Consider the following 18,810-nt stretch of genomic DNA (forward strand, 5'->3'; position numbering starts at 1 on the left):
TCGTCGCAGGCCGTGCGATCGTCTTGGCGCGGGCAGTAAAGGTTCTGAACGAACACGCGCGCGTTGCCCCGATGGGCAAACGCGCAGTGGGTCATTTTGTCGTTCTGGTAACAAAAAGCATCAAAAATGCTGACGTGTAACGCGTTATCGATTGCGAACCCAGTGCAACTGCAATTCCCAACGGCGGGGCAGGCCCAGAAGGCCTGAGCCGGAACAACCATGACGACTAGCTTGTTTTTCCTGATGTGGGGACTCGCCACGGCGCTGGCGTTGCCGCTGCTGCTGCCGTTTCATGGCCGCGGCGTCGAAGGCGTGCCCGCGTTCATGGCGGCCAATGCGCTGGCCGTGCTGTCGATGCTGGCCTACGCGTGCGCCGAGATGATGCCGCCCGCGGCCTATGTGATGGTGTCCAACGCGGCCTGGGCTGTGTCCGCCGCGCTGGTGTACATCGGCGTGCGCCAGTTCTTCGGCTTGCATCCGCACATCCTGCGCACGACCGTGTTGTGCTCGCTGTGCACGTTTGGCTTTGCGCTGCTGCTGTATCGCAACGACAGTCTGCTGTCGCGAATGATGCTGTATTCCGGCTACACCTGCGTGCTGATGGCGGCAACGGGCTGGGTCATCTTCCGGCAGCGGCGGCGCATCCAGACCAAAGGCGTCGTGCTCTATCTGCTGCTGGCCTTCTTCGGGCTGGTGGGATTGCACGCGCTGCGCGTGTATGTCTACGGCGCGGGCGTGGAAGCGCCGGTGTCGCTGTTGCAGCCGTCGGCGTGGGGCCTGTTCTTCATCGTGTGCGGCTCGGTCACGGTGCCGGGGCTGTTTCTGGCGCTGCTTTTCATGATCCAGTCCAGCCAGGCGGAAAAGATGCAGGCCGCGCTGACGTTCGACAGCCTGACGCAGGCCTACTCGCGGCGCAGCATCCTGGACGAGCTGGAACGCGAGCTGCAACGTTGCGAGCGCTGCGGCGGGAAGCTGGCGGTGCTGGTGCTGGACATCGACCATTTCAAATCCATCAACGACCGCTATGGGCACGCGGGCGGCGACACCGCGCTGCGGCACTTCGCGCGCGTGGTGCAGAACGCGGTCCGGTCGAGCGACCGCTTCGGACGCATGGGCGGCGAGGAATTCGTGCTGCTGATGTACGACTGTGATCCGGCGAGCGCGCTGGTGCAAGCGCAGCGCGTCTGCGATGCCTTGCGCGACATGCCGCTTTACCTGCAGGGGTTGGAAGTGCAGATGACCACGAGCGGGGGGCTGGCGTCCTACCAGCCCGGCGATAGCGCCGACGTGATCCTGGCGCGGGCCGACGTGGCGCTGTATCGGGCCAAGGAACAGGGGCGCGACCGGGTGGAAATGGCCTGGAGCGGCCGGGGGATGGTTCGGGCAGGCGGCGGCCAGCCGGCCGCCGCCACGAACGCCCTGGAGGCCGAAGCCGCGGGCACTACGGCTTGAGGTGTTCCGTCAGGAACTTCTCCATGGCCTCGTAGAACTCGAACTTGTTCTCGTCGTTGTGAAAGCCGTGGCCTTCGTTGTCCTTGACCATGTATTCCACATCGACGCCGCGAGCCTTGAGCGCCGACACCATCTGATCGCTCTCGTCCTTGTTCACGCGCGGATCCTTGGCGCCTTGCGCCACGAATAGCGGCGTGCGGATCTTGTCCGCATGCAGCGCCGGCGACGTGGCGGTCAGGCGGTCGCGGTCCCGCACAGGGTCGCCCACCATGTCCTGCATCTTGTCCAGCATCGGCTTCCAGTAGGGCGGAATCGACTTCATGAACGTAAAGAGGTTGGACACGCCCACGTAGTCGACCGCCGCGGCGTACAGGTCCGGCGTGAAGGCCACGCCGGCCAGCGTGGCGTAACCGCCGTAGCTGGCGCCATAGATGCCGATGCGCTTGGGATCGGCGATGCCTTGCTTGACCAGCCATTCGACGCCATCGGTGATGTCGTCCTGCATCGCCAGGCCCCATTGTCCGAAGCCCGCTTCCCAGAAGTCGCGGCCGTAGCCGGTGGAGCCGCGGAAGTTCATCTGCAGGACGCAGAATCCGCGGTTGGCCAGGAATTGCACTTCGGGGTTGTAGCCCCAGCCGTCGCGGGCCCAGGGGCCGCCGTGCGGGTTGACCACGCAAGCCAGGTTCTTGGGCGTGCGGCCCGCGGGCAGCGTCAGGTAGCCGTGGATGGTGCGGCCGTCGCGGCTTTGGTAGCTGATGGGCTGCACCCGTGACATATCGGCCTCGGGGATCGCCGGATTCAGGTCCGCCAGCTTGGTCAGCGTGCCGGCTACCGCGTCATAGATGTAGCGCGAGCCGGGCGTGCGGTCGTTGTAGGCGGCGACGATGAACTTGTTTTCGTCGCGGTTGCCGCCCTGCAGAACGACGTCGTAGCCGGGCAGGCGCTCGGCGAGGGTCTTGTACAGCGCTTCGGTTTCGGCGTCGAAGAACTTGTATTGCGGCTTGTCGGTCTGGTAGGACGCGACGGTCAGCACGCGGCGCTTGCGCGAGAATGCCGCGCCGTCCAGGTCGACCGCGTCGGGCGTGAAGATGACGTCTTCAACGTCCGGCGTGGCCGGGTCGATGACGACGAGCGAAAGCTTGTCGCGGCCGCGGTTGCTGAGCGCGTAGAACTTCTTGTCGTCGAACGTGAAGAACGCGGGGCTGACGCTGGTGCGGTAGTCGGTGGTGATGAGGGGGCGGAAGTCGGAGGCTTCGTCGTCGCGGTAGAGCAGGGTGGTGTTCAGCCCGTCGCTGGCGACGGCGGCGCGCACCTTGCCGGCGTGGTCGGTCTGCCAGCCGACGATGTTGCCCGGGTTCTGCGCCACCAGCACGGCCGCGCCGGTGTGGACGTTGACGCGGTAGACGTCGAAGACTTCGGGGTCGCGCTGGTTGTGACTGATCAGCACGTGGTCGGGATCGTCTTCCAGGTCGTCTTCGATGCCCGCGCGCACGCCCTCGTAGGGCGTCAGGTCGGTGATCGTGCCGGTCTTGGCATTGACGGCCAGGACGTGGAAGTTCTCGTCACCGCCAAAATCCTTCTGGTACAGCACCACGTCCGCGCCTTTCCAGAAGTAGGCGCTGATGTCGCGCGCGGTCTCGCGGGTCAGTTGGCGCGGCTCGCCGATGAGCTCGCTGCCTTGCAGGGGCTGCACATAGATGTTCATGCGGGCCGGATTGCCGTCCACGCTGGTCGGCTGCATGAACGAGAGCGTCTGGCCGTCGTCCGAGAGCCGGAAAAAACCGCGATCCGGGTTGCGGAAGAAATCTTTCAGGGGATAGGCGCGAGGAGGCGGCTGCGTGGCGCAGGCACCCAATGAGGCGCCGACAATGCCGGCCGCAAGGACGGTGCGCAGGAATGAGAACAAGGGAAACCTCCGTGATGTCGATCCGCGTTGCAATGGCCGGTCGATAATGCCATAGCCGCGCAAGGGGTGTCGAACCGGCCCCACTTATGCCGTCAGACGGTTTGCGGGATAATCGCGGCAATTCTTCTGGAGATTTACATGTACAGGAATCTGGTCGCGGCCTCGGCGCTGGCCCTGGGGCTGGCCGGCTGCTCGCTCGGCATTTCGCCGGACAGCGCGTCGCCGCACAGCGAATTCAAGGCGCCGGTGGCGTTCAAGGACGCCTACGATGCGGTCATCCGCCAGTCCAACGCCTGCCTGCGCAGCACCGACAACGCCTACCGTGTCGTGTCCGACCTGAACGAAAGCGCGCAAACCGGCGTGGTGCGCGTGCTGGCGCCGTACTCTGATCGCGAAATGTCGCGCGTGGACCTGAAGTCGCTGGGCCCGAAGTCCACGGACGTGCGCATCGTGATGTGGGGCAAGGGCACGTGGGATGCGGCCGCGATGCGCGCCATGCAGGACGCGGTGTACTACGGGCTGGTGTCGTGCAGCACGTACATGCCGCTGGATCCGCGTCCGCCCGTCAAGCCGTCGCGCGACCTGCCCAGGTAGGACAGGGAGCCTGGTAAGGTCAGTCGCCGCCCGGACGGCGGCGGATGATCTTGAAGGTGGCGGTGGCGCGCGCTACCAGTTCGCCGTCAGCGCGGCGGATGTCGCCCTCGCAGAAGGCGATGGAGGCGCCGCGGCGCAGGCAGCGCGCCTCGATGACCAGATCGCCGGTGCCGGGCGACAGGAACGTGGTGTTCATGTCGATGGTGGCCATGCCTTCGGTGGCGTCGGCTGAGCCGCGGGCGGCGGCGCTCAGGGTGAAGTCCAGCACGCTCATCAGCGTGCCGCCGTGCACATCGCCGCGGCTGTTGGTCAAGTCTTCGCGCCACGGCAGCGTCGTGCGGGCGTAAGCGGGCGCGATGCTTTCCGGCACCAGGCCGATGAAACTCATGAAAGGAATGGTCAGGCCGAAGTAGTCGGTGTTGGCGCGGGCGGGTGCAGTCATGGATCCGTCGGGGGCAAGAAGGGATAGCGAATTGTCGCCGGTCATAATATATGTTTTTGCCACGGGATTGAGGCCATGACGGGGCAGGCGCCCGCGCACTCCGCGCGCAAGATCGTGCATGTGGACATGGATGCTTTCTATGCATCCGTGGAGCAGCGCGACAACCCCGACCTGCGTGGCAAGCCGGTGGTCGTGGCCTGGACGGGCCCGCGTTCGGTCGTGTGCGCGGCCTCGTACGAGGCGCGGCGCTACGGCATCCATTCCGCGATGTCGGCCATCAAGGCCGAACGCCTTTGCCCGCACGCGATCTACGTGCCGCCCGATTTCAACCGATACCGTGACGTCTCGCGCCAGGTGCGGCAGATCTTCGCGCGCCATACCGACCTGATCGAACCCTTGTCGCTGGACGAGGCCTACCTGGACGTCACGGTCAACAAATGCGGGCTGCCGTCGGCCACCGAGGTGGCGCAGGTGATCCGCCATCAGATCCGCGAGGAAACCGGCCTGACCGCGTCGGCGGGCGTGGCGCCAAACAAGTTCCTGGCCAAGATCGCGTCGGACTGGAATAAGCCCGATGGGCTGTTCGTGGTGCGGCCCAACAAGGTGCTGGCGTTTCTGGAGTCCTTGCCGGTGCGCAAGGTGCCGGGCGTGGGCAAGGTCACGCAGGCGCGGCTGGAGCAGCTTGGAATCCAGACGGTGGGCGACCTGGCGACGCACAGCGCGCAGGAACTTGAGCACTATTTCGGCCGCTACGGCCGGCGCCTGTATGAACTGGCGCGCGGCATCGACGAACGCGAGGTGCAGACGGACCAGCCGCTGCAACAGGTGTCCGCGGAAACCACGTTTTCCAACGATGTCCGGCTGGACGCCGTGGGATACGCGCTGGACCGCATGGCGGAAAAAGTGTGGGATCAGGCGCTGAAGAAGGGCGCCTTGGGACGCACGGTGGTGCTCAAGCTGAAGACCGACCGCTTCCGCATCCTGACGCGCAGCCAGACCTGCGCGCAGCCGCCCGCATCCGCCCTGGAACTGGCCGCGCTGGCTCGGCTGCTATGCGAACGGGTCGACCTGCCGCCGGACACGCTGTACCGGCTGGCGGGAGTGGGGATGAGCAACTTCGCAGACCCGGCGGAGCAGTCGCGCCAGCCGGATCTGTTTGGGGGGGCGTTTTAGTTTGCGAGGCGGGCTTTCACTTGCTGCGACAGCGCCGTCATGTCGGCGCGGCCGGCCAGGTTCTGCTTGAGGATCGCCATTACCTTGCCCATCGCGGGCGCGCCGGTCACGCCTTGCGCGGCCACTTCCGCAAGCGCGGCGTCGATGGCGGCAGCCACTTCCTCGGGCGTCGCGGCCTGGGGCAGGAATTCCTGCAGCACGGCGAGTTCGCCCTTTTCCTGCTCGGCGGTTTCCGTGCGGCCAGCCTGCTCGAACGCGGCGATCGATTCGCGGCGCTGCTTGACCTGCTTTTCGATGATGGCGGTGATTTCGGCGTCGGACAGATCGCGGCGTTCGTCCACTTCCTTCTGCTTGACGGCAGCCAGCAGGAATCGCAGCGTGGTCAGGCGCTCGGTGGCCTTGGCGCGCATCGCGTCCTTGACGGCGTCGGACAGGCGGGTCTTGAGCGTAGCAGTGCTCATCGGTAAACCTTTGTGGTGTTGCGGTAATCGGGAAGTGTAAACCGGGCCGGGGCGCACCGGGCGGCCCCGGCCCGTTGGGCTTACTTCACCGTGGCGAGGTCGCCGCGCAGCGCGACGCCTGCCACCATGGCGCCGGCGTGGCACTCGTAATCCGTGGTGCTGCGGTATTCGTTCTTGCGGTAGTAGCTGACGATATTGGTGACGGCATTGGCGCCGGCCTTCTTCGCGGCCTCATGCAGCGCGATCACGGCGGACTGGGCCACCCACACGCAAGCCTCTTCGTCCTTCTTGGCAAAGGCGTTCGTCTTGCGGTTGGTGACCACGCCGGCCTCCAGCACCTTGCCCTTGGGCCCCGTGCCGGCCAGGTAGAACTTGACGCTGCCGTCGATCTTGCCGGCGTCCTGCGCGGCCTTGACGGCGGCCGCGAGGGGCAGGTGGACGGTGCGATCCGCGGCCAGGACCGGGGCGGTCAGGATAAAGGACACGGCCAGCGCGCCAGCGAGCTTGCAATGGAGGGTCATGACTTGCATTCCTTGATGAGACGTTGGAAAAGCGGGAAAGCGGTAGCAGCGGCGCTGGCCCGCGTCAGGGCCAGCGCTTGAAGATCAGGGACGTGTTGATGCCGCCGAACGCGAAGTTGTTGTTCATCACGTATTCGTTGCTCATGCGCCGGCCGTCTCCGTCCAGATAGTCGAGTTCGCCGCACCGCGGATCGACATTCTGCAGATTCAGCGTGGGGGCGTACCAATCGTTCCTGAGCATCTCGATGCTGAACCACGATTCCAGCGCGCCGCAGGCGCCCAGCGTGTGGCCCAGGTAGCTCTTCTGCGAGCTGATCGGCATGCGGCTGCCAAAGAGGCCGGAAGTCGCTTGCGTTTCGGCCACGTCGCCCTGTTCGGTCGCGGTGCCGTGCCCGTTCACGTAGCCGATGGCCTCGGGCGGCAGGCCGGCGTCGGCCAGGGCCATCTCCATCGCGATGCGCATCGTGGCCGCTTCGGGCCGGGTGATGTGCGTGCCGTCCGAATTGCTGCCAAAGCCCACGATCTCGGCGTGGATGCGCGCACCGCGGGCCTGGGCGTGTTCCAGCGATTCGAGGACCAGCATGCCGCTGCCTTCGCCAATGACCAGTCCGTCGCGGTCGCGGTCGTAGGGGCGGGGCGTCAGTTCCGGCGTGTCGTTCTTCTGGCTGGTTGCGTACAGCGCGTCGAACACCAGCGCTTCGCTGGGGCACAGTTCTTCGGCGCCGCCCGCCAGCATCAGGTCCTGACGGCCGTAGCGGATGGCCTCGTAGGCGTAGCCGATGCCCTGGCTGCCGGACGTGCAGGCGCTGGAGGTCGGGATGATCCGGCCCTTCAGTTCGAAGAAGATGCCGATGTTGGCCGCGGTGGTGTGCGGCATCATGCGCACGTAGGAATTGGCGTTCAGGTCATCCGTCACGCCGTTGAGCAGCATGTTGCCGAAGGCGCGGATTTCGGCGGTGCTGCCGACCGACGATCCGCAGGCCACACCCATGCGCCCGTCGGTGATGCTGCGCTCGCCCAGCAGGCCGGCGTCGGCCAGGGCGTTTTCGGCGGCGCGCACCGCCAGCTGCGACACCCGGCCCATGCTGCGCAACTGCTTGCGCGTCCAGTGCGAGGGCGGCTGGAAGTTTTCGACCGGGCCGCCCAGACGGGTGTTCAGTTCCGTGTAGCGCGACCAGTCGGGCATGACGCGAATGGCGCTGCGGCCCTCCTGGAAAGCCTGCTGGATGGCCTGCCATTCCGATCCCAGGGCGCTGATGCCGGCCATGCCGGTGACAACGACGCGTTTCATCAGCAAAGTCCTCCGTTTACAGCGATGACCTGGCGCGTGATGTACGCGGCGCCGGGCGACATCAGGAATGCCACGGTCGCGGCCACCTCTTCGGGCCGGCCCATGCGCTGCGCCGGGATGGCCTTCAGGATTTCCTCGACCGGCACCTGCTCGTCGATCATGTCCGTATCGATCAGACCGGGCGCCACGCAGTTCACGGTGATCTGGCGTTTGGCCAGTTCCACGGCCAGCGCCTTGGCGGCGCCGATGAGGCCGGCCTTCGAGGCGCTGTAGTTGACCTGTCCGCGGTTGCCGACCAATCCGGAGACCGAGGTCATGCACACCACACGGCCCGCCGCGCGGCGGCGGATCATGGGCATCGCCAGCGGGCTCATCACGTTGTAGAAACCGTCCAGGTTGGTCCGCAGCACCTGGTCCCAATCGTCGCCCGTCAGGGCGGGGAACGCGCCATCGCGCGTCAGGCCGGCATTGAGCACGACGCCGTAATACGCGCCGTGCGCGTCGACGTCTGCTTGCAGCACCGCGGCGCACTGCGCGCGGTCGGCCACGTCGAACTGAAGGATGCGGGCCTGGCGGCCACGGGCCTGCACCTCGGCCTGGACGGCCTCGGCCTGCGCGCGCTGTTGGCGGCAATGCAGCACCAGATCGTGGCCCGCGTCGGCCAGGGCCAGTGCGATGGCGCGGCCGATGCCGCGGCTCGAGCCGGTGACGAGAATGGGGTCGGCGCTCATTGGGGGGCTTGTTCCTGCATAAGAGTGTTGGGGTCGCTGGGCTGATAGACGTTGAGCCGGGCTTGGGCCAGCACGCGCGGGCCCTCGCGCAGTTCGCATTCGAAGACGCTCATGCCGCTGGCGTCGATCAGGCCGCGTTCGACGTGGATGGTGAGGGCGGCGCCGGCGGGCAACGAGGCGTCGTGGCATTCGTAGCGCCGCGTGCCAAGCAGGAAGCCGAGCTTGACGGCTTCGTTGGCCTGGCGGGCCTGGCAACCTGCCCAGGCGCCGACGGCCTGGGCCATCAGTTCCATGCCAAGCCAGGGCGGCAGGGAGCCGTCGGGCAGCGAGTAGGGGCCGGGCCGCACGACGGCCTGGGCGGTAAGGCTGTCCGCGTCATGGTGGGTGACCGCGTCGAGCAGGATCATGTCGCCTGCGTGCGGCAGCAGGCTGGCGATGGGCCACGTCGTCATGGCTGGCCTCCCAGCACCAGGCTTGCATTGTTGCCGCCGAAGGCGAACGAGTTGCTCATGGCGAGCCGCCGCCGGCCCGCCGGGTAGCGGTGCGCGGACGTGCTGAAGTCCAGCGCGGGCAGCGCCGGATCCGGTTGGCCATCCCACACATGGGGCATCAGCGCGCCCTGCGTGTTGGCGGCGGACAGCGTGATCCAGGCCAGCGCGGCTTCCAGGGCGCCGGCCGCGCCCAGCGTGTGGCCGGTCAGCGCCTTGGTCGACGCGCAGGGCACGCCGTTCGGAAACACCGCGTGCGTGGCGTGGCTTTCCATGGCGTCGTTGTGCGGCGTGCCGGTGCCGTGCAGGTTTAGCCAGCCGATGCTGGCGGCGTCCACATGGGCCGATTGCAGCGCGGCCTGCATGGCCCGGCGCGCGCCTTCGCCGGTCGGGTCGGGCGCGGACATATGCCAGGCGTCGGAGCTGGCGCCGCCGCCCAAGAGCGCCACGGCGTTGGCATCGGCTGGATCGCGTTCCATCAGGAACAGCACGCCGGCTTCGCCGATGTTGATGCCGCGGCGGTCGGCCGAGAAGGGCGCGCACAGCGCTTCGTCCACCGCTTCGAGCGTCGCGAAGCCATTGATGGTCAGGCGGCAGAGCGTGTCGGCGCCGCCGCAGATCACTGCGTCGCACAGGCCCAGCTGCAGCAGCCTGCGCGCCGACAGCAGGGCGCGGGCGCTGGAGGTGCATGCGGTGGACAGGGTGTAGGCCGGCCCCGTCACGCCCAGCCAGTCCGCAAGGAAGGCGGCGGGCGAAGACAGGGCCTGCCGGCGGTAGTCGTAGTCGTCCGGCCAGGCGCCATGGGCGCGCAGATGGCGGAACGCGGGCGCATTGTCGTTCACGCCGGACGTGCTGGTGCCCAGCACCACCGCGACGCGCGCGGCGCCGTACCGGGTGATGGCGCCGCGCAGCCGGTCTTCGATCTGGAGGGCCGCGGCAAGCAGCAACTGGTTGTTGCGGCTGTGGTGATGCGCGGGCATGTGCGGGGGCGCCGGCGGCAGCGCGCCGGTGACGGCGCCCAGCGTCAGCGTGCGGCCGTTCACCCAGCCGTCCTGGGCGCGCATGCCGCTGGTGTCGCCCGCGAAAGCGGCGCGGCCGACGGCGTCCACGCCAGCGCCCAGCGCGCAGACGATGCCGGGAGTGCCAAGCCAGGTCGTCATGGCTGCTCCTTCAGGGGGGTGATGCGCCACGTCACGCCGCTGGCGCTGCCGATCGACAACGCCTGGCTCTGCGAGTCCGCGGGATAGGTGACCGTCCAGCGCACCTTGCCGCCATCGAGCAGCAGGCGTTGCGTGGCGCCGCCGTGCGATGCCGCGCGCCACGACGCCGCGCCGTAGGCTGCGTCAAGCTCGGCCTGCGGGGTCCAGGCAAACATCAGCGCCGCGAACAGATCGCGCGCCTGCGCGTTGGGCCGCATGAAACCATCGTTGCGCCATTGCCCGCGCTCCAGCATCTGGCGCGCCTGCGGCACGCCCATGGGGTCGAACAGCGACCACCGCAAGGCGGCGTCTTCGCGCTGGACCACCAGCAGCAGGTCCTGGGCGGGCTGGCCCGGCGCGGCCTGCACCACGTGCAACTGGCGCGGCAGCGAAAAGCCGGCGTCGCGCGCGGGCAGGGGCGGCGCGCCTGCGCAGCCGGCCAGCGCCAGCAAGGCCAGCGTCATCGCCAGCGCGCGGCAGGCGGACAGGAAGGAGGCGGGATGGGCGGTCATGATGGGTTCAGGCGGGCTGGGCGAGCCTGTCGCCGCTGCGGCACAGCTCGCTCAGCATGCGCAGGCGGCGCTGCGGGTTGGCGACGAAGGGGTTTGTCGTATCCCAGGCGTAGCCGGCCAGGATGGAGCTGATCATGCGGCGGATTTCCGGTTGCGCCTGCTGATAGAAGACAACGTCCTGGAATTCGCCGGTGTACCAGCCCTGCACATACGCGCGGAAGGTTTCCACGCCGATCATCAGCGGGTCGGCGAATTCGGCTTGCCAGTCCACCTGCGCGCCGCCCAGTTGCCGGTGCAAGGCGTCCGCGGCCAGCTTGGACGAGCGCAACGCGATGGTGACGCCGGACGAGAACACCGGATCCAGGAATTCCGCGGCGTTGCCCAAGAGGGCGAAGCCGGGGCCGTGCAGGCGGGTGACGCTGGCGGAGTATCCGCCGATGGTGTTGGCCGGCGTGTCCCAGACGGCGTTCTTCAAGACGCGCTTCAGGTTGGGCGCGGCATCGGCCATGGCGCGCAACGTGGTCATCAGGTCCTCGCCGGGGCCGCCAAAAAGGTCATCGCCGCCCACCACGCCGAACGAGCAGCGGCCGTTGGAGAAGGGAATCAGCCAATACCAGATGCCGCGCTGTTCAGGGTGAACCGTGATCAGGATCTTCTCGCGGTCAAAGCCGGGATCGTCGATGCGGTCTTCGATGTGGGTGAAGATGGCCTTGCGGGGCGGCAGGCCGGAGGGGCGTTCCAGGTCAAGCAGACGGGCCAGCACGCGGCCGTAACCGCTGGCGTCCAGCACGAACTGGCTCTTGACCTGGTAGGCGCTGCCGTCTGCGCGGCGCACGTCCAGCAAGGGCCCGGCGCTGCCGAAGTCCGCGGCCGTGACTTCCTGTTGATAACGCACCTCGACCCCTTGGCGCGCGGCGTCGTCTGCCAGCACCTTGTCGAAGTGCGCGCGCTGCACCTGGAAGGTCGTGCCCGGCCCGGCGGTGAACTTGTCGCGGAAGTCGAAGTACGTGTAGGCGTCGCCGCAGGCGAACGCGGCGCCGTTCTTGACCTGGAAGCCCGCGGCCTGGACGGCGGGCAGCATGCCGGCCTCTTCCACGAATTCCAGGCAATGCGCGAGCAGGCTTTCGCCGATGGAGAACCGGGGGAACTGTTGGCGCTCCAGCATGAGCACGTCATGGCCCTGCCGCTTGAGCAGCGCCGCGGCGACCGCGCCGGCGGGGCCCGCCCCGATAACCACAACTTCCCGATGTTCCATGCTGGAGGTTTCCATGATTCCTTGGTGAAAGAGGCAGATGTCAGGCCCGCCGGGGCGGCCCGACCCAGGGCGCCCACAGGAGCGAAAAGGCGACGCCCAGGGCCACCGCCAGCCCGAAGTTGGCGATGGCGGGCGTGTGGCTCAGGGCAAGCAGTCCGAAAGACAGCAGCGTCGTGACGGCGCCCAGCAGAATGCCGACGAGGCTGGCTGCGGGGCCGGCGACGCGCTCGTACATGAAGATGGCGTAGTCCACGCCGATGGCCGACACCAGCAGCAGGCCGAAGAGGCTGAAGAGCGTCAAGGGCTGGCCCAGGTAGCCCAGCGCGGCCAGGCTGCAGGCGGTGGCCGCCAGCGGCACGGCAAGGATGCGCCAGGTGGCGGCGCGTCCGAGCGTCAGAAGCAGCAGCACGGCCGCGGCCACGTAGGACAGCAGCTTGAGTTCGGCGGCTTCGACCCGCGTGGCGGCGAACATGCGGTTCAGCTCGCCGCTGCGGTCGACCAGCGTGACGCCCGGCGCGGCCTGCGCGATGGTTGGCAGCGCGGCCGGATCGGTCAGGCCCAGCAGCGAGATCATGCCGGCGTATTCGCCGTCGTGCTGGCCAAGCCACAATGCGCGCCAGCGATCGCCCTGCGGACCTTGCAGCGCGCCGTCGATGGTGACGACCGGCAGCGCCGCCAGCGACTGCAGCTCCTGCGTCACGGCCTCGAGCGGAATGCCGAGGTCCGTCATGGGCTTCCACACTTGCGGTTGTCCGGCCAGCGCGGCCAGGCGGCGGCCCAGGGCCTGCTGGTCGGCGGCGGGCGACACAAGCTGGCTGAGTGCGTTGTAGGTGGCCAGGCCGCCCCGCTGGACCAGCGTGTCGAGCGCTTGCGCGACCCGCGCCTGGCGCCGCAGCAGTTCGTCGGGATCGGGGGCGCGCACCAGAAAGAACTGGCTCGTGGGCACGAAACCGGTGATCTCGCCGATCTGCCTGGCCTGCTGCATCAGCGGCGCCGGCAGGCTCAGCCATTGACGCAGATCGTCCTGGATGCCCAGCCGCGCGATGCCGCCCGCCGTCACCGCCACCAGGACGGCCGCCCCGGCCCACAGGACGCCGCGCCGGGCGCCCAGCCGTTCGCGCGTGGCGAGCGCGGCCTGGGCAAAGTGAAGCAGCGGCAGCCAGGGGCGCGGCTGCCAGCCCCGCATCCACGCCGGAAGCTGGCACACGGTGCAGGCATACGCGCCAAGCAGGCCGGCCGCCGAGAACACGGCGGTCTGGGTCAGCGCCGGAAACGGCGTGAACGCCAGCGCGACATAGCCCACCAGACTGGCGGCCAGGCTGATCGTCAGGCCGGGCAGCACGCGGCGCAGCGCCGGCCACGCTTGCCAGTCCGGCATCCCGAAGCGCTTGCCCAGCCAGTGCATGGGAAAGTCGACCGCCACCCCGATCAGGCTGGCGCCGATGACCAGCGTCAGGACGTGGATCGAGCCGAACACCGCGACGCACGCGACCGCGCCGGTCACAAGGCCCACGGCCACCGGCACGAAGGCCAGCAGCACCCGCCAGCGGCGCAGCGCCAGCAGCAGGACGAGCACGATGCCGATCGTGGCGCCGGACCCGATCCAGCTGCTTTCGGCGACCGCTTGCGCTTTGCCGGCCGCCGCGTACAGCGCGCCGGCCGCCACCAGCATCTGGGCGCTGCCGGCCTGCAGGGCCTCGCGGTCCTCGGCGATCTGCGTGGCGATGCGTTGCGGCGCATCGGCATCGAACGCGTCGCCGCGCGTCTCGGCCCGCACGAGCACCCAGCGTTTGCCGTTTTGCTGCGCCTGCAGCGTGCCCGAGCCCATGTCGTAATGCACGGGTCCGCCAGGCCTGAGCGATTGCTCGGCGCGGCGCGTGAGCCCCAGCCAGTCTTGATCGGCGGGCACGAGCCCCGGCGAGGAGAACGGATCGGACAGCTCGCGTGCGCGGCGCTGTGCGAATGCGGCGGGATCGGTCTCAAGCAGTTGGCGGTCCGCCAGCGGCAGCATCGCCAGGCGGCCGGCCAGCAGTTGTTCGCGCAGGGCGGCCAGGTCCACATTGACTTCCACCTGCACGGCCGAAAAGAGGCCGCTGTCCGTCCAGCGTTTGGCAAGCAGGCGCGCCGCCTGCGCGGGGTCGGCGCCATCCGGGGCAGACACCAGCGCGATGAGCTGGCGCGACAGCGGTTCCTGGATGCGGGCCTCGGCCAGCTGGCGCGTGGCGTCACTGGCGCTTTGCGGCACCAGCTCCATCAGGTTGGCCGACACCGGCCAGCCATTGCGGCATTGCCAGGCGCCGGCAAGCAGCACCAGCAGCAGCCCCAGCTTGAAGAGGCGGGGCAGCCAGCGTTCAGTCCGAGAATGCACGCTGTTCCTCGGGCGTGAGCGCGTCGGCCGCGACCGCGCCCGTCATCTGCAGGACGCTGCGGTCGCCTTGCGTCTCGCGCAATTCGATGCGATCGACCAGCGCGCCGCCGTCGATCTGGATCGTGCTGAAGATCTGCTTGAGCAGCGCCGACCGCGGCGTCAGCGTCAGTTTCCAGGAGGTCGCCTCGCCCGTCAGCGCCAGGTCGAAGTTCTCTTCGAGCCCGCGCGTATCGCCAGCCAGGACCGACAGGAACAGCTGGTTCTCGCGTCCCGCGCCGGTGTGCTGGGGCAGCGCCTGCCAGGCGCCCGATTCGTCGCGGCGCGCGATGCCGTCGGCGTTGATGCGCAGGTCCTGGGCGATGGGCGTACGCAAGCGCCACAGCAGGCCCTTGCCCGCGGCCAGCGTGAAGTCGCCGCGGCTGGTCAGGGGTTGGGGCAGCGACCGCAGGAATTTCTGCTGGACGAACTGGCCGCGCACGATCGGCGTGGCGCGCAGTTGCTGTTGCAGGGCGTTCAGGTCGAACGCCTGGGCGCTCAAGGGCAGCAGCGCCATCGCCAGCAGAAAGAGAAATCGGTTCCAGCGCCTCGACAGGGTCAGGTGCTGGGGCAGGATCAGGCGCATGTCGCGGTCTCCTGGGATTGAAGGGCGCGCTGGACCGCATCGACGAAGACGTTGGGCGAGGTCAGCTGCATTTCGCGGCTGGCCAGGCACACGGCGACCTGTTCGGAGGTGGCCCGGGTGAGCCGCTGGCCCGTGGCCGCGTCCTGGATCAGGTAGTTGATCTTGAGGCGGTGCTCCCATTCGACCAGTTCGGCGCGCACGACCAGGCGTTGGCCGAACTGCGCGGGCTGGGCGTAGCGCAGATGCAGGTCGATCACCGGCCAGGCGTAGCCGCTTGCCCGCATCGCGTCGTAGTTGTGGCCGATCCGGTCCAGAAGCTCGCAGCGCGCCTGTTCCAGATATTTGACGTAATGGCCGTGCCACACGACGTTGATTGAATCGACATCGAAGAAGGGCACACGGATTTCGACTTGCGCGCCGATCGCGCCACGTTTACGCATCGTCTTTCCAGAAGGGGTAGAAGTTGAACCACTGCAGCGGCGCGTCGCGGCAATGCGCGGCCAGACGGTCGGCATAGCGCTGGGTCCAGACGGCGATCTGCGCCTGCCGGGTCGCGCGCGTCCATTCGACGCGCTCGGTCAGGCGCTCCATCGAGACGCGATAGCGGCCGCCGTGGCGGGTGCAGCGCAGCAGGTTCACGGGGCAGCCCAAGAGGCCCGCCAGAAGCCACGGGCCCTGGGGGAACAGGGCGGTGGCGCCCAGGAATTGCACGGGCACCGTGCGGTCGCCGCGCAGCGGCACACGGTCGCCGGCGATGGCAAGCCATTCCCCGCGCTCCAGGCGCTCGGCCAGATCCAGCATGACGGCGGCATCCAGCTCGCTGACCTGGATCATGCGCAGCCCGCCGCCGGCCTCGTCGAGCAGGCGGTTGAAGTTCACGGCGTGCTTGCTGTGCACCAGCACATTGAGCCGCAGCGCGCCGGTCTGCTCCGCAAGCGCGCGGCAGATTTCGAGGTTGCCCAGGTGCGAGCCCACCAGGATCTGTCCGCGGCCGTGGCCCATCTGGCCATGCAGGCCGTCCGGGTCCGCGATATCCAGGCGTGCCATCGTGATCTTGCCCTGCCATACGTCCAGCTTGTCCAGCATGGCGGTGGCGAAGGCGAGGTACTGGCGGTACACGGGCAGGGCGCGCGGCAGCGGCGCGGCCAGTTCGCCGGAGGCCGCCACGCGAGACTGGTACACCGCGATCGCGCGCCGCGCGCGGGCGCCAAACGCGTAGAAGTACAGCACCACCACCCAGACCACCGGGGCGACCGCGCGCCGTCCCAGCCTGCGCGCGGCCCAGGCCGTCAGGCGCATCAGCACGGGGCTGCCGCGTTCGCGCTGCCCGGCCCAATGCTGATCGGCCACGCTCATGGCTGGGCGCTCCGGGACAGGCGGCGCCACAACAGCGCCGGCGACCGGGCCAGCATGCCGAAGAACAGGCGCGCGTGCATGCGGCTGATCAGCACGTTGTCTTGCAGGCCCTTGAAATGCGAAATGCCGCCCTCGGGGTAGACCACGCGCGTCGGCAGCCAGGCCATGCGCAAGCCGCGCCAGTGCAGCCGCACCAGCACGGCAATGTCGAAGTCCATGCGCTGGCCGACGTGGGCGCCGTCGATCACCGGCAGCACGGCTGCCAGCGGGTAGACGCGAAACCCGCACATGGCGTCGGGGATGTCGAGCGACAGGGTGTTGATCCAGACCCACACGCGGGTCAACCAGCGGCCGTAGAGACGGCTGCGCGGCACGTCGTCGCCGTACACGGGCGCGCCGCAGATCACGGCGTCCGGCTGCTCGCGCGAGGCTTGCGCGAATAGCGGGATGTCTTGCAGCGCATGCTGGCCGTCGGCGTCCACCTGCAGGGCATGCGTGTATCCCAATGCCAGCGCGGCCCGCAATCCATCCTGCACTGCGGCGCCCTTGCCGCCGTTGACGGCGCGGCGTACCAGGTGGGTGTCGGGCCGTTCTGCCAAGGCGTCCAGCACGGCGGCGCACGCGGGCGCGGAGCCGTCGTCCACCAGAACGCAAGGCAGGCCTTGCGCGGCAAGCTGCGCGACGACCGCGGCGACGGTGCCGCCGTGGTTGTACACGGGCACGACCGCGCACAGCTTATGCGGCGTCATGGCTTGCTCCGTGGAGAATGCGCCCGGACGAGCACGGCGCGTCATTCACCGTGAAGGTGAAGTAGAGCTTCTGTTTGGCGTTATCCCATTTCAGCGTCAGGACGGCGGCGTCGCCCGGACGCAGCAGACGCTGGAACTTCAGCGCTTCCATGCCCGCGAAGTTCAGGCCGGGGTGCAGGTCACGCTGGGCAAGCGACATGGCCCAGCTGATCTGCGCCACGCCCGGCACGACCGGCGCCGCGGGAAAGTGTCCGCTGAAGTAAGCCAGGTCGTAGGGAATGTCCAGCGTATAGCGGCGTTCGTTGTCCGGTTGTCCGGGCAGGCCGGCCGGGATGGCGGCGGGCGCCACGGGGCGCGGGCCGGCCGCGGCCTCGAAGTCGGCTTGCGGCAGTTTGCCCTGGGCGTTGGCGGGCAGGTGGGGCAGCAGCCGCCAGGTGCGCGGAATCGCCAGCGATTCGAAGCGCGCGGCCAGATGGCCCCGCAGCGCGTCCACCACGGCTTTGCGGCCCTGGTTGCGCAGTGCATGCAGACCGTGGGCCGACAGCGCAACGAGGGCGGCCAGGCGCGTGGCGCCGGCGGCCTTGCCGAGCCGGACGTCGGACGTGAATGCATGTTCCATCAGCGCGTGTTCGATCATGGGCAGCGACACGCGCTTGTCTTCGATCTTCATGATGCGGTCCAGCCTGCCGAGCAGCCGGAAACCCGTCGCTGTGAGCTCGGCGCCATCGGCGGTCTGCGCCTCGCTGGACTGCACCCAGGGCGACGACACGCGCAGCGCGCCTGCGTCGTTCAGGTCGACGCTGACGCCTGGCAGCGGCTGCCAGTCGGTGTCGCCGGTGCGCCACGCGACCGCGCCCGTTTCAGAACTGCCGTAGATCTCGGTGGGGCGCAGTCCGAGCGAACGTTCGATGTCGTCGGATACGTCAAGCGGAAGCGCGCCGCCCGACGAATGGATGCGCGTCAGCCGCCCGCGCAGTTGCGCCGCGTCCAGGCGCTGGCCCAGCCGGCGCAACAGCGCGGGGCTGGCGATCCAGGCGAATGTGGGAAAACGCAGGCTGCCCTGTTGCAGGTCTTCGGGGTACAGCCGTTGGCGGCGGTCGATCTGGCGGCCCGCGCAAAGCGGCCACAGCACGCGAAAGGGCAGGCCATACATATGCTGGGCGGACACGCTGCCCAGCACCGGTGTCTGCGTGTCGGGCCATTGCCGCTGCAAGGCGTCGATCTCCGCCGCAAGCTGGCGCCATTGCTTGACGATGTGCTTGGGCGCGCCGCTGGAGCCCGAGGTGCACAGCACCAGCGTCACCGATGCATCCAGTTCGGCGGGCGCGAGCGGCGGCTGGTCCAAGAGGTCCGCCAGCCGCCATTGCCGCCCGGCAGGCACGGGCAGATCGGTGTCGGTCAGCCACGCATCGACCGTGCCGTCCAGGCCGTTGCAGGTCTGGCCCTGGTTGTCTCCGGGCAGGACGGCCACGACGCCCGCGCGCCAGCACGCGAACAGCGCGCAGGCCAGTTCCACCGCGTCGTCGAACCACAGCGCGGCGCGGCGTACCGGGCGCGCGCGCAATGCGCCCGCCACGGACAGGGCGTTCCGCGCAAAGACGTCACGGGTGATCGCCGGGCCATCCGCGATGGCGGCGTCCATGCCGCCAGGGGCGGGCATCAGCAGGCGGGGCAGGGGCGTCCAGGCCAT

General features: G+C 68.6%; 19 protein-coding genes. 3 read left to right on the plus strand and 16 right to left on the minus strand.

Annotation, left to right across the window (positions count from 1 at the left end; genetic code table 11):
- Nucleotides 1-219: 219 nt before the first annotated feature.
- Nucleotides 220-1,452, plus strand: coding sequence for a GGDEF domain-containing protein (locus V6V88_RS09845; protein WP_223575149.1), 1,233 nt, complete (start codon nucleotides 220-222; stop codon nucleotides 1,450-1,452).
- On the opposite strand, the gene V6V88_RS09850 is transcribed toward V6V88_RS09845, so the two are convergent.
- Nucleotides 1,442-3,358: a S9 family peptidase gene (locus tag V6V88_RS09850; RefSeq protein WP_152383985.1), complete on the minus strand. Its 1,917-nt coding sequence runs from the start codon at nucleotides 3,356-3,358 to the stop codon at nucleotides 1,442-1,444. The two genes, V6V88_RS09845 and V6V88_RS09850, sit on opposite strands and share 11 nt — an antisense overlap.
- Nucleotides 3,359-3,496: 138 nt before the next feature.
- On the opposite strand from V6V88_RS09850, the gene V6V88_RS09855 reads away from it, so the two are divergent.
- Nucleotides 3,497-3,952: a hypothetical protein gene (locus V6V88_RS09855; protein WP_175236199.1), complete on the plus strand. Its 456-nt coding sequence runs from the start codon at nucleotides 3,497-3,499 to the stop codon at nucleotides 3,950-3,952.
- Between the two features lie 19 nt (nucleotides 3,953-3,971).
- On the opposite strand, the gene V6V88_RS09860 is transcribed toward V6V88_RS09855, so the two are convergent.
- Complete coding sequence (locus V6V88_RS09860) at nucleotides 3,972-4,394, minus strand: PaaI family thioesterase (RefSeq protein WP_063955853.1); 423 nt, start codon at nucleotides 4,392-4,394, stop codon at nucleotides 3,972-3,974.
- Between the two features lie 75 nt (nucleotides 4,395-4,469).
- Here V6V88_RS09860 and dinB point away from each other — a divergent pair, with 75 nt between their 5' ends.
- The gene (gene dinB, locus V6V88_RS09865; protein ID WP_223575151.1) at nucleotides 4,470-5,567 is read left to right on the plus strand and encodes a DNA polymerase IV; all 1,098 of its coding nucleotides are present in this window, start codon (nucleotides 4,470-4,472) and stop codon (nucleotides 5,565-5,567) included.
- Here the strand turns inward: dinB and V6V88_RS09870 are convergent.
- The 14 genes from V6V88_RS09870 to V6V88_RS09935 all read right to left on the minus strand — a co-directional run bounded on the left by V6V88_RS09870 (nucleotide 5,564) and on the right by V6V88_RS09935 (nucleotide 18,810).
- Nucleotides 5,564-6,028: a GatB/YqeY domain-containing protein gene (locus V6V88_RS09870; protein ID WP_128828002.1), complete on the minus strand. Its 465-nt coding sequence runs from the start codon at nucleotides 6,026-6,028 to the stop codon at nucleotides 5,564-5,566. The two genes, dinB and V6V88_RS09870, sit on opposite strands and share 4 nt — an antisense overlap.
- Before the next feature lie 80 nt (nucleotides 6,029-6,108).
- The gene (locus V6V88_RS09875; RefSeq protein WP_223575153.1) at nucleotides 6,109-6,549 is read right to left on the minus strand and encodes an excinuclease; all 441 of its coding nucleotides are present in this window, start codon (nucleotides 6,547-6,549) and stop codon (nucleotides 6,109-6,111) included.
- Nucleotides 6,550-6,613: 64 nt separating this feature from the next.
- Nucleotides 6,614-7,840, minus strand: a complete 1,227-nt coding sequence (locus tag V6V88_RS09880) for a beta-ketoacyl-ACP synthase (protein WP_280003076.1) — start codon at nucleotides 7,838-7,840, stop codon at nucleotides 6,614-6,616.
- The gene (gene fabG / locus V6V88_RS09885) at nucleotides 7,840-8,571 is read right to left on the minus strand and encodes a 3-oxoacyl-ACP reductase FabG (protein ID WP_062841850.1); all 732 of its coding nucleotides are present in this window, start codon (nucleotides 8,569-8,571) and stop codon (nucleotides 7,840-7,842) included. The genes V6V88_RS09880 and fabG overlap by 1 nt, the downstream gene beginning before the upstream one ends.
- Nucleotides 8,568-9,023 carry a hotdog family protein gene (locus tag V6V88_RS09890; protein WP_062841849.1) on the minus strand — a complete coding sequence of 152 codons (456 nt, stop codon included), beginning with the start codon at nucleotides 9,021-9,023 and terminating at the stop codon, nucleotides 8,568-8,570. The genes fabG and V6V88_RS09890 overlap by 4 nt, the downstream gene beginning before the upstream one ends.
- Nucleotides 9,020-10,219: a beta-ketoacyl-[acyl-carrier-protein] synthase family protein gene (locus V6V88_RS09895; protein WP_062841848.1), complete on the minus strand. Its 1,200-nt coding sequence runs from the start codon at nucleotides 10,217-10,219 to the stop codon at nucleotides 9,020-9,022. Before V6V88_RS09895 ends, V6V88_RS09890 begins: the two co-directional genes overlap by 4 nt.
- On the minus strand, nucleotides 10,216-10,770 hold the full coding sequence (locus V6V88_RS09900; protein WP_062841847.1) for a DUF3261 domain-containing protein: 555 nt from the start codon (nucleotides 10,768-10,770) through the stop codon (nucleotides 10,216-10,218). The genes V6V88_RS09895 and V6V88_RS09900 overlap by 4 nt, the downstream gene beginning before the upstream one ends.
- Nucleotides 10,771-10,777: 7 nt before the next feature.
- Complete coding sequence (locus V6V88_RS09905; protein WP_062841846.1) at nucleotides 10,778-12,040, minus strand: NAD(P)/FAD-dependent oxidoreductase; 1,263 nt, start codon at nucleotides 12,038-12,040, stop codon at nucleotides 10,778-10,780.
- A 25-nt stretch (nucleotides 12,041-12,065) separates the two neighbouring features.
- A complete protein-coding gene (locus tag V6V88_RS09910) occupies nucleotides 12,066-14,393 on the minus strand; it encodes a hypothetical protein (RefSeq protein WP_338619117.1) in 2,328 nt (775 codons plus the stop codon).
- On the minus strand, nucleotides 14,377-15,015 hold the full coding sequence (locus V6V88_RS09915; RefSeq protein ID WP_338619120.1) for an outer membrane lipoprotein carrier protein LolA: 639 nt from the start codon (nucleotides 15,013-15,015) through the stop codon (nucleotides 14,377-14,379). Before V6V88_RS09915 ends, V6V88_RS09910 begins: the two co-directional genes overlap by 17 nt.
- Nucleotides 15,006-15,455, minus strand: a complete 450-nt coding sequence (locus V6V88_RS09920; protein WP_056316008.1) for an acyl-CoA thioesterase — start codon at nucleotides 15,453-15,455, stop codon at nucleotides 15,006-15,008. Before V6V88_RS09920 ends, V6V88_RS09915 begins: the two co-directional genes overlap by 10 nt.
- On the minus strand, nucleotides 15,448-16,371 hold the full coding sequence (locus tag V6V88_RS09925; RefSeq protein ID WP_062841843.1) for a glycosyl transferase: 924 nt from the start codon (nucleotides 16,369-16,371) through the stop codon (nucleotides 15,448-15,450). Before V6V88_RS09925 ends, V6V88_RS09920 begins: the two co-directional genes overlap by 8 nt.
- The gene (locus V6V88_RS09930; RefSeq protein WP_338619123.1) at nucleotides 16,368-17,120 is read right to left on the minus strand and encodes a glycosyltransferase family 2 protein; all 753 of its coding nucleotides are present in this window, start codon (nucleotides 17,118-17,120) and stop codon (nucleotides 16,368-16,370) included. The genes V6V88_RS09925 and V6V88_RS09930 overlap by 4 nt, the downstream gene beginning before the upstream one ends.
- On the minus strand, nucleotides 17,107-18,810 hold the full coding sequence (locus V6V88_RS09935) for an AMP-binding protein (RefSeq protein ID WP_338619125.1): 1,704 nt from the start codon (nucleotides 18,808-18,810) through the stop codon (nucleotides 17,107-17,109). The genes V6V88_RS09930 and V6V88_RS09935 overlap by 14 nt, the downstream gene beginning before the upstream one ends.

The organism is Achromobacter sp. E1 (assembly GCF_037039475.1).
Classification (GTDB): domain Bacteria; phylum Pseudomonadota; class Gammaproteobacteria; order Burkholderiales; family Burkholderiaceae_B; genus Achromobacter; species Achromobacter mucicolens.

What these genes read in the sequence shown, in the direction of transcription:
- fabG (WP_062841850.1), bottom strand. Translation starts at nt 8,571, where the DNA reads ATGAGCGCCGACCCCATTCTCGTCACCGGCTCGAGCCGCGGCATCGGC.
- V6V88_RS09845 (WP_223575149.1), top strand. Translation starts at nt 220, where the DNA reads ATGACGACTAGCTTGTTTTTCCTGATGTGGGGACTCGCCACGGCGCTG.
- V6V88_RS09930 (WP_338619123.1), bottom strand. Translation starts at nt 17,120, where the DNA reads ATGACGCCGCATAAGCTGTGCGCGGTCGTGCCCGTGTACAACCACGGC.
- V6V88_RS09890 (WP_062841849.1), bottom strand. Translation starts at nt 9,023, where the DNA reads ATGACGACGTGGCCCATCGCCAGCCTGCTGCCGCACGCAGGCGACATG.
- V6V88_RS09915 (WP_338619120.1), bottom strand. Translation starts at nt 15,015, where the DNA reads ATGCGCCTGATCCTGCCCCAGCACCTGACCCTGTCGAGGCGCTGGAAC.
- V6V88_RS09880 (WP_280003076.1), bottom strand. Translation starts at nt 7,840, where the DNA reads ATGAAACGCGTCGTTGTCACCGGCATGGCCGGCATCAGCGCCCTGGGA.
- V6V88_RS09925 (WP_062841843.1), bottom strand. Translation starts at nt 16,371, where the DNA reads ATGAGCGTGGCCGATCAGCATTGGGCCGGGCAGCGCGAACGCGGCAGC.
- V6V88_RS09870 (WP_128828002.1), bottom strand. Translation starts at nt 6,028, where the DNA reads ATGAGCACTGCTACGCTCAAGACCCGCCTGTCCGACGCCGTCAAGGAC.
- V6V88_RS09935 (WP_338619125.1), bottom strand. Translation starts at nt 18,810, where the DNA reads ATGGCCTGGACGCCCCTGCCCCGCCTGCTGATGCCCGCCCCTGGCGGC.
- V6V88_RS09905 (WP_062841846.1), bottom strand. Translation starts at nt 12,040, where the DNA reads ATGGAAACCTCCAGCATGGAACATCGGGAAGTTGTGGTTATCGGGGCG.
- V6V88_RS09920 (WP_056316008.1), bottom strand. Translation starts at nt 15,455, where the DNA reads ATGCGTAAACGTGGCGCGATCGGCGCGCAAGTCGAAATCCGTGTGCCC.
- dinB (WP_223575151.1), top strand. Translation starts at nt 4,470, where the DNA reads ATGACGGGGCAGGCGCCCGCGCACTCCGCGCGCAAGATCGTGCATGTG.
- V6V88_RS09855 (WP_175236199.1), top strand. Translation starts at nt 3,497, where the DNA reads ATGTACAGGAATCTGGTCGCGGCCTCGGCGCTGGCCCTGGGGCTGGCC.
- V6V88_RS09895 (WP_062841848.1), bottom strand. Translation starts at nt 10,219, where the DNA reads ATGACGACCTGGCTTGGCACTCCCGGCATCGTCTGCGCGCTGGGCGCT.
- V6V88_RS09900 (WP_062841847.1), bottom strand. Translation starts at nt 10,770, where the DNA reads ATGACCGCCCATCCCGCCTCCTTCCTGTCCGCCTGCCGCGCGCTGGCG.
- V6V88_RS09860 (WP_063955853.1), bottom strand. Translation starts at nt 4,394, where the DNA reads ATGACTGCACCCGCCCGCGCCAACACCGACTACTTCGGCCTGACCATT.
- V6V88_RS09875 (WP_223575153.1), bottom strand. Translation starts at nt 6,549, where the DNA reads ATGACCCTCCATTGCAAGCTCGCTGGCGCGCTGGCCGTGTCCTTTATC.